Source organism: Desulfovibrio gilichinskyi (assembly GCF_900177375.1).
Lineage (GTDB): Bacteria > Desulfobacterota > Desulfovibrionia > Desulfovibrionales > Desulfovibrionaceae > Maridesulfovibrio > Maridesulfovibrio gilichinskyi.
In genome coordinates this window covers 1044477-1053313 of sequence record NZ_FWZU01000001.1, presented here as the reverse complement: position 1 = coordinate 1053313, position 8837 = coordinate 1044477, and the positions used below count along the sequence as shown (strand labels likewise).

6 protein-coding genes are annotated in these 8837 nt (G+C 42.2%); all 6 read right to left on the bottom strand.

Annotation, left to right across the window (positions count from 1 at the left end):
• Positions 1-173: 173 nt before the first annotated feature.
• Positions 174-1649, bottom strand: a complete 1476-nt coding sequence (locus tag B9N78_RS04960; protein ID WP_170921374.1) for a glutamine amidotransferase-related protein — start codon at positions 1647-1649, stop codon at positions 174-176.
• An 89-nt stretch (positions 1650-1738) separates the two neighbouring features.
• Entirely contained in the window at positions 1739-3967 is a 2229-nt protein-coding gene (gene recQ / locus B9N78_RS04955; RefSeq protein WP_085099178.1) for a DNA helicase RecQ, read from the bottom strand.
• A gap of 180 nt (positions 3968-4147) precedes the next feature.
• Positions 4148-5566: a carbon starvation CstA family protein gene (locus tag B9N78_RS04950; protein ID WP_085099175.1), complete on the bottom strand. Its 1419-nt coding sequence runs from the start codon at positions 5564-5566 to the stop codon at positions 4148-4150.
• A 129-nt stretch (positions 5567-5695) separates the two neighbouring features.
• Positions 5696-7432, bottom strand: coding sequence for a LytS/YhcK type 5TM receptor domain-containing protein (locus B9N78_RS04945; RefSeq protein ID WP_085099172.1), 1737 nt, complete (start codon positions 7430-7432; stop codon positions 5696-5698).
• Between the two features lie 22 nt (positions 7433-7454).
• Positions 7455-8243: a LytR/AlgR family response regulator transcription factor gene (locus tag B9N78_RS04940; RefSeq protein ID WP_085099170.1), complete on the bottom strand. Its 789-nt coding sequence runs from the start codon at positions 8241-8243 to the stop codon at positions 7455-7457.
• Positions 8244-8303: 60 nt separating this feature from the next.
• The gene (locus B9N78_RS04935) at positions 8304-8837 is read right to left on the bottom strand and encodes a 4Fe-4S dicluster domain-containing protein (RefSeq protein WP_085099167.1); all 534 of its coding nucleotides are present in this window, start codon (positions 8835-8837) and stop codon (positions 8304-8306) included.

Genomic DNA, 8837 nt, shown 5'->3' with positions numbered 1-8837 from the left:
GTTAAGACCTCCATCGCCGATGATACTGCTAGGTAGCTAGTGGGAAAGTAGGTCGTCGCAAGGACTTTATTTTTAAAGAAACCCCGTACATAATATATGTACGGGGTTTCTTGCGTTGGCGGGGGATTTGCTAATACGTATTGCTGATTGTTTTTAATATGAAACATTATGTTTTATTTCTTCGCTCTTTCTAACGCCATTTTTAAAAAGTTTTTTAAAACCGGAACTGCCTGATTATATGAAACCTTTATTTCCGGATGAAACTGTACGCCGTATCTCATCCTGTCTTTGCGTCTTATTGCTTGAAAATAATCTGACTCAGCTAAAAGTTCGTACTCTTCGGATAAGCTGTATATGGCCCAACCGTGTACTTCCGGAGCGATGAACGGATTAGGTATATTTTCTAAAATTGGATCTTTGATTTTAATATTTATTTTACTGCGGCTTTGCTCAATCTCCATTGCAGAAATATCTGACCAGCCCATTGAGTGCACCCTTGTATAGCCATATGCAAAAGCATTCATTTGACAACCTGCACAAATACCAAGAATCGGGATCGGAGCCTGCCTGATTAATTCATATTCACCATTGTATTCAAACATTGGAAGTTTGTTGTAGTCAGCATTATTACCGCTTAATATTATTGCAAACGGTTTATTGGGTAGAGCATTAAACATAGCCATATTGGCTTTCCAGAATGGAATTTGAATAATGGTAAGTTGTGGCGCAAGTTCAGCAATTCTTTCTTTAAGACGGGTGAAAGTGAAACCGTTGCGCTGGTTTCCAATAACAAGGACATATGGAGTAGTAGGTATATTCTGGATTTCAGGTTGACCAGATGTAAAAAGCATTACTTCGTTAAGAGCCGGAGCATAACCTGTGAATTTTGTAATTTCGAGTCGCCAAAAACGTGCTTTATAAGGTTTGATATCAATTATGCTTCGATAGGTATTCGAGTTTGAAATATTAGCATCATTAATTTTTTTCCAACTTTCACCATCATTACTTGTCAGCCAATGAAAGTCAGTAAGCCATCCATCCTTATTTTCGAAACCGGAAAGCATCCATATCCTACTTATTTCCTTCGGTTCTCCAAGATCAAGTTCTATCCATTCTGATTGCGGACCTGGAGGGGATGCTCTCCACTGACTGTTTAGCCCAGAATCACTATAATCAATGAGAAATTCAGGGTTTGATCCACTACTGGCTTTTGCGGAAATTGGATATACTCTTTGAAGACCGGAGTAACTATCGTCACTTTCTGAATCGATATAAAACTTACTGGTCGTCCATTCTCCTTTACGACCAGCCGAATCGATTGCTCTTACTCTCCAATTCCAAGATTTTTTATCAATGAGAGGGGATTCTTTTTTAATTTTAAGCGCGCTGATCAATCCCGTATTCTCTGGAATGCCGAATTTGCGTAAACTTGGAGAGTTAAAAGATTCAGATAAATCTAATTCAATTTCATATGTTCTTGGAAGTGCTCCCCCTTCAGCATTTTTGAAAGATAATAGCGGAGCGGTTCGGGTAACAATGACATCAAGGCAAGGATTAGTATTTAGAGTGGGGGAGCCTGGGCCGTCAGAAGCTATCGCTGACGATAAAAAGCAAAATAACATCAAAATAGAGATTGTAATTTTTTTCATGTATCCTCCATAAACTTTAACATTATAGAAGATGAACACAAAAATAGTTTTATATCAATGATCCATATAATTTTTCCTATATCTGAATTTTACTTTGAAGAATCTATCTCCGCTTGAACCAGCCGCAAAACCTCGTAAGAATAATTCCCGAATAGGGCATAAAAAATAGGATTAAGCTGAACGAACCCTTCATCTTTATATATTGAAATTGTATCTTTTAAACATTCAATTTCTGAATTTGGATAATCTAAAATATCTGAAACTTCTATTTTCCCGGCTTTAACACAGGCTGTCAAATGACTGTATATTGTAGCGGGTTTAATTTTTCTTTTCTTAGCTACTTCATCTATATCTTGCAGTTCTTCAAATAATTCCAAAGTTTCCATCGCTGAAGCCGGTACTTCTGATTTCTGTTCCTTCTCTTTACTGTCCGGAACCTCTTTAAACTTTGATTCCGGCATTGGTGCTAAATCACTTGGCCGGCCATGTTCGTCTTGATGTTTCATCAGTGTTTCAATGATGGCAGAGCCATATCTAAAAACTTTCTGATCTCCGAAACCGCTGATGGCATATAACTGATTTGTTGATTCCGGGCGATAGCACGCAAGTTCAAGTAACGATTTATCAGGGAAAATTATAAAAGCCGGAACCTGCTGTTCTTTAGCAAGATCGTTTCTAAGTGCTCGCAGTGCATCAAGCAATATTTTCGCTTCAGGAGTTGTGAGTGAAGGACAGTCCTGACCTCCGATAACTAATTTTAAATCTTTAGTTTTTGCGCTGATTTTTTTTGCAATTATAGGATCTTTGCGCAGGGCAACAGTCCTTTCTTTTCTTAAAACTTCCCAGCTTGCATTGTTTAGTTTCAGCCCCCCGTATCCTTCAATGTCAACATCCAGCAAACCTTGTGATACCATCTGTCGATGGATAGAAATCCATTCATCTCTGGTATATTCGGTTCCTATTTTGAAGGTACTTAATTTGTCATGTGCTTGGCTTAAAATTTTCGGCGTTTCTTTTCCTGTCAAAACATCAACTAGATGATTGACTCCGTACATTTGCTCTGTCCGGTAAACATTGGATAATGCTTTTTGTGCGGCTATTGTTCCGTCAAATTTTGAAGGCGGGGTTAAGCATGTAAAACAGTTTCCGCAAGGCTCTTTAAGTTCTTCTCCAAAGTAGCCGAGCAGTGCCTGACGTAAGCAATTTGCTGATTCGCAATATGCTAGTAATGCGTTAAATTTACGAAGTTCAAGAGCCTTCCGGTCTTCCGGCGCATTTCCTGTCAGGATCATTCTGCGTAGAAAACCTATGTCGTTAATGCCAACGGACATCCATGCTTCAGCAGGCAGTCCGTCACGACCGGCTCTCCCTGTTTCCTGATAATATGCTTCAATACTTTTGGGCAGATCAAGATGGGCTACATATCTCACATCCGGTTTATCTATCCCCATTCCGAAAGCTATCGTTGCAACCATAACAATTCCGTCCTCGGACATGAAACGTGCTTGATTTTTTTCGCGTGTTTCAGGACTTAATCCCGCATGGTACGGTAAAGCTTTAATTCTTTTTTTGCACAGCCATTCAGCTGTTTTTTCGACATTCTTCCGGCTCATACGGTACACAATGCCGCATTCCTGAAAATGATATGTCTGGATAAAATTCAACAGTTGAATATTTTCACCGTCTTTCGGTACTACTGTATAGCGGATATTCGGCCGGTCAAATCCTGTTGCAAAAATATCATCTTCGGTAAACGAAAGTCTTTGTAAAATTTCTCTTCGCGTCGGTCCATCCGCTGTCGCTGTTAAAGCCATGCGCGGAACATTCGGGAATCTTTCGGCAAGAATATTTAAGCGCAGGTAATCTGGTCTGAAATCATGTCCCCACTGGGCAACACAGTGTGCTTCATCAATGGCTATCAGGGCAATATTTACACGCGCAAGCATTTCTATAAAGCCAGGTTGGCCGAGCCTTTCCGGTGCTACATATAAAAGGTCCAGCTCTGATCTTTGCAGACTGTTAATTATTAGAGCCGCATCCTGTCCTTTTACAGATGAATTAAGACATTCTGCCCGTACTCCCATTTGTTTCAGCGCAGCAACCTGATCGCGCATAAGTGCTATCAGCGGTGAAATTACAATGCCTACACCTTGGCGCAGTATCGAGGGGATTTGATAGCATGCGGATTTTCCGCCACCTGTCGGCATAAAGACAACAGCATTTCCTCCTGCCATAACGCGGGAAGTTACTTCTTCTTGAAGTCCTGTGAATTTCTCGTAACCGTATGTTTTTTGAAGTACGTCCAGCGGGGTGCGCATGAAATCATTTCCGTCAGGTTGTGGTGATACAAATTAGTATAAGTAAGCAATTGATCATTAACTGCGTGAGCTGTTTTGCCTCCTATTCCCTGTAAAGGCAACCTTGAAGTTTCCAAACAAAAAGGCCCGCAAATGCGGGCCTTTTCTAACGAGAGACATGTGGAAGGTGTTGCTTAAGAATTATTGAACGTTTTCTGCTGCTTTCGGGTGAGCATACTTTACGAGGAACAGCGCTATTGCTGCAACGGCTGCTGCAATACCGATCAGTATGGACGTGTCAATGGAAAGTCCGAATCCGATCTTAGCCTGCATGATGAATGTTACAACTACAGCAGTCATGAATGTTGCAGGAAGTGATGCAATCCAATGCAGTTTAGCACGCTGTCCTAAATAAACAGCCGCTGTCCAGAGCATCAGCATTGATAGACACTGGTTTGAGAACCCGAAGTATCTCCAGATTGAAGAGAAGTTCTGAGTGGATATTACATATCCAAGTACGAATAACGGAATAGCAATCAGCAGACGTTTTAATGCAGGTCCCTGATCCATCTTGAATGTTTCAGCCACGATAAGACGGGTGCTGCGAAATGCTGTGTCACCACTTGTGATAGGCAGGATAACAACAGCTATGATGGCGAAAATTCCGCCTACAGGTCCGAGCAGTGAATTAGAAACCTGTGAAACTACAGCAGAAGGACTGCCTGCTGTGATAACCGCTTGCATAGCTTCAGGTGAGTTGTAGAAAGACAAACCGATTGTACACCAGATAAGTCCGATAACCCCTTCAATGATCATTGCACCGTAGAATACGGAGCGGCCTTCTTTTTCATTTTTAACACAGCGGGCCATAAGTGGTGACTGTGTTGCATGGAAGCCGCTTATTGCTCCGCATGAGAGAGTTATGAAGAGAAGAGGCCACATCGGTTTTCCGGTTGGGCTGGTATTAACGGCAAAGTCCAGATTCGGCAGAATCGGATGGCCGCTGAGCAGGAGAGCAACTGCAATTGCTATCGTCATGACCAGTAATAATGCTCCGAAAACTGGGTAAAGTTTCCCGATGAGTTTATCGATTGGAAGAATTGTAGCGAGAAAGTAATATGCGAAAATACAGGCTACAAGGATTCCGGTATTTATTCCGGTTAAATCTGTAAGAAGCTTTGCAGGGCTGAGAACGAAAACTACACCTACAAGCATGAGAAGTACGAAAGCGAATACACGCATAACATGGCGTGCAGGCATTCCTAAGTATTCACCGACAAGTTCAGGAACACTTGCTCCGTTGTTACGGATGGAAAGCATTCCACTGAAATAGTCGTGAACTGCTCCGCCGAAAATGCAGCCGATTACAATCCAGAGCAGAGCTGCAGGGCCATAAAGAGCACCGAGGATAGGTCCGAAGATTGGACCGATACCGGCAATATCCAGAACCTGAATGAACATCAGTTTCCATTTAGGCATTGGCATGTAGTCAACATCATCACGCATTGCATATGCGGGAGTGGTGCGGTTGGCATCAGGCTGAAAGATGCCGTCTACAAATTTACCGTATGTATAATACCCGACAATTAGCGCTGCTACGCAGGCAAAGAAAAATAGCATAAAAAAGACCTCCATTTTTTGTGCTGAATGAAAATTCTGCACCTTTCTGACATGAAGTTTATACTCGTTTCAATGCTTCGTGCTTGAAATGCCTATTTCGCTGTTTGAAATGACATTCAAAGTGCTGAATCAACTGGCAGCCATTTGAAACTCTGTTTTACGGATCTGATTTTTCAGTTTCGGGATTTTAAAACTTACACATGTTCCTTCGTCAGTTTTGCTGGTGATGGTCATTTTATACTGCGGTCCGTAGATTTGTTCAATACGCTGAATACAGTTCCGAACGCCTATTCCTTCCGCGCAGGATTCAATTTTCTTTTTCTCGATAAGTTTATCAAGCTTGCTCTGACTCATACCGACGCCGTCATCTTTTATTGAGACACTTAGCAACCCTTCATCGCAGTGAATGGAAATAGTTATCTGTCCACCTTCTTCGCGTCCCATGATGCCGTGTTTCACGCTGTTTTCAACCAATGGTTGAATTATCAGCGGAGGGATGGGCCAGTCTTCGCATTTTTCATCAACAGAGATATCAACCTTAATCAGGTCGCCAAAGCGGGCCTGTTCAATTGCAAGATAACTTTTTAACTGAGCAAGTTCTTCGGAAAGAGGGATGTACCCTCGGCTGCTGTCCAGATTTTTGCGCATATATGATGATAATTCGAGTAGTAATTCACGAGCTCTGTCCGGGTTGGTACGGCAAAATGATGTTACGGTATTTAATGAATTAAATAAGAAGTGAGGGTTTATCTGGGCTTGCAAGCGGCGTATTTCTGCATGCGCAAGCATTTGTTCTTTAATTTGGATTTCTTCCAGTTCAAGCTGGGTTGAGCATAAATTTGCAAGTCCTTTGGCTATTTCAAATGAAAGCAGATCAAGCTCTTTTTCTTTTGTTCCGTAAAGTTTCAATGTGCCTACAACTTCACCTTTTTTATGAAGAGGCACAACTGCTGCGGAAGTGAAAGGGCATCCGCGATGAGTACATCCGATTTTTTCATTTGAATCCAGAAAAAGTGATTCATCAAGTTCCAGCACGTGTAAGGTGGATCCGGTTCTGATTTTTTTACCTGCAAGGTGGTGGTCATTGCCTGCGCCTATGTGCGCCAGAACATTTTTATTATCGGTAATAGCCACCGCGGCAACTGATACATTTAAGTATATAATTTTGGCTGTTTCCATGGCGGATTCTATGGTCAAACCTGAGCGGAGGTGACTTACCGTCAGGTTCGCAATATCAAGAATCTGTTGTGCCTGAATGGAATCTCGTTTTGTGCCGTAGCGAAAAACAACGTTGATGACCTGAGTAAATACTGCTGCGCCGAGAGTATTTAAGAGAATCATCGGCAGTGCGATCAGTTCTACTACCTTTAAAGCTTCTGAATAAGTTGATGAAAAATAGAGAACCATGATCATATGGATGATTTCACCTACGAAGGCTAAGCTTGCAGCGGCTCTCCAATCCATGCGGTTGGTCAGTTTGAGAGAAATTAAGCCCGCAGCGGTTCCTTCAAGCACGGTTGCAAGCCCGCAGGGAATGGAACTGAACCCTCCGAAGTCGATCAGGATGCGGTGGCCTCCGGCAATAAGTCCGGCCCCGAAGCCGACCAGCGGTCCTCCGAAAAGTCCACCGGTGATGACCGCCATGGCGCGTAGATTTGCGACTGATTGAAATACAAAGTTTCCGCCGTATGTTCCGAGTATTCCGAAAATTCCGAAACTTAGTATCTGCGCCGCAATTATTGATTTATGGGATGTTTTGCGGAACCCGATTTTATGAATCGGGATGATGGTAAGCAGCATGAAAGCTCCGGCAAGGATAAGGCCGAATCTTTCTGCTAGGATTATAATTAAGGTTTCAGGATTCATATTTTAAATTCTCTGCATACAGCTAGGCAAGTCCGAGTCTTTCGCGAAACGATTTTACGCGGCCTTTACTGATTATGACTTCATTATCTTGAATATTGTTCATGGTCAGAACGTATTTACCATTAAACCACGGCGCAAAATCACGTACATGTGTTAAATTTACAAGTTCGCCGCGGTTTGCCTTGAAAAAAGGTTGCCCATGCAGCCGTTCTTCAAGTTTATCGAGAGTTTTATCGCCGTAGCAGGGGAAAATTCCTTGGGCTGTATAAATCATAATTTTGCGCTCTTCCATTCTGCATAAAATTACTTCAGCCGGTTCTAGAAGTAATATCCGTCCATTACCCTCAACCGAAATACGTAGAACATTATTTCCAAGTCCCATACCGCTCAGCAATGCGTTCATGTTGGGAAGCTCAACTTTTTCTGCACAGCCGAAAATAAGGCAGCGGACTCGATCAAGACTTTTGGAAATACGTTCCTGCGAGAATGGTTTAAGAATGTAGTCTACAGCGTTTTCCTCAAAAGCCTGCAGAGCATATTCGTCATAAGCTGTGGCAAAAATTACCAGAGGAGGATTTGGAAATTGTATAATTTCCTGCAAAACGTGAAAACCGTTTTTGCCGGGCATTTGAATGTCCAGAAAAACCAGATCAGGTTCTTCTTCCTCAATTAACTTAATGCCCTGAGTGGCAGATGTTGCGGTTCCGATAATTTCGATATCATCAAAATCTGATAGCAGGTAATTAAGCTCATCAAGTGCAGGGAGTTCATCATCTATTAAAATACATTTTATTGTTTGCTTTGCAGTCATGGTCTGTTCTCTGAAAATTACAATTCAGGCGCAGAATTTAAAGTCTGCTAAGGTAAAAAATTATGTGGTCATACTACGTAATATTTTTTCGCGTTTTAACTTCACTGTTTTGGTCAGTGAAGTTTCATCTATAAGTGTAAAAGCTTCTGCAGGGCAAATGTTTACACAGGCAGGACCTTCAGCTCTGTCATTGCACAGCTCGCACTTTTGCGCATAAAATTCAGGTAGACCCGTTCCTTCTTCTGAATCTCGTAAATTAGTATCAATCGGTAAAATATTAACAGCTCCGACAGGGCATGCCAGTATGCACATCTTGCAGCCGATGCAATTTTCTTTTCGAATGTGAACCACTCCGTCTAAAAAGACAATCCCTTCTGCCGGACATGCTTTGGCGCAAGGCGCGTCTTCACACTGGCGGCACTGTATGGGCATTGTTACTTCGGGCGTAAATATCAGATTTAAACGCGGCTTAAAGGGAGCGCGTAATCTGGCCGCTTCCGGAATGGGCAGTTTGCTGTTTGCGGAAGCACATGCAACTTCACATGCCCCGCATCCGATACATTTACGGGAATCTGCTATAACAAAAGATTTCAT